The 398-nt window shown below is 50.0% G+C and carries 1 rRNA gene (cut by a window edge); it reads right to left on the reverse strand.

From position 1 onward, the window contains the following. Nucleotides 1-398, reverse strand: a 16S ribosomal RNA gene (locus V7650_RS18100); its annotated part reaches 274 nt to the left of the window's first position; the annotation flags it as partial.

The raw sequence follows: 398 nt of genomic DNA on the forward strand, positions 1-398 counted from the left end.
CCCGTCAATTCATTTGAGTTTTAACCTTGCGGCCGTACTCCCCAGGCGGTCTACTTATTGCGTTAGCTGCGTCACTAAGTCCTCAAGGGACCCAACGACTAGTAGACATCGTTTACGGCGTGGACTACCAGGGTATCTAATCCTGTTTGCTACCCACGCTTTCGAGCCTCAGTGTCAGTATGATGCCAGGAAGCTGCCTTCGCCATCGGTATTCCTTCAGATCTCTACGCATTTCACCGCTACACCTGAAATTCTACTTCCCTCTCACCTACTCTAGCCTAACAGTTTCAGATGCAGTTCCCAGGTTAAGCCCGGGGATTTCACATCTGACTTATCAAGCCACCTACGCTCGCTTTACGCCCAGTAATTCCGATTAACGCTTGCACCCTCTGTATTAC

Source organism: Parasphingorhabdus sp. (assembly GCF_036964565.1).
Lineage (GTDB): Bacteria > Pseudomonadota > Alphaproteobacteria > Sphingomonadales > Sphingomonadaceae > Parasphingorhabdus.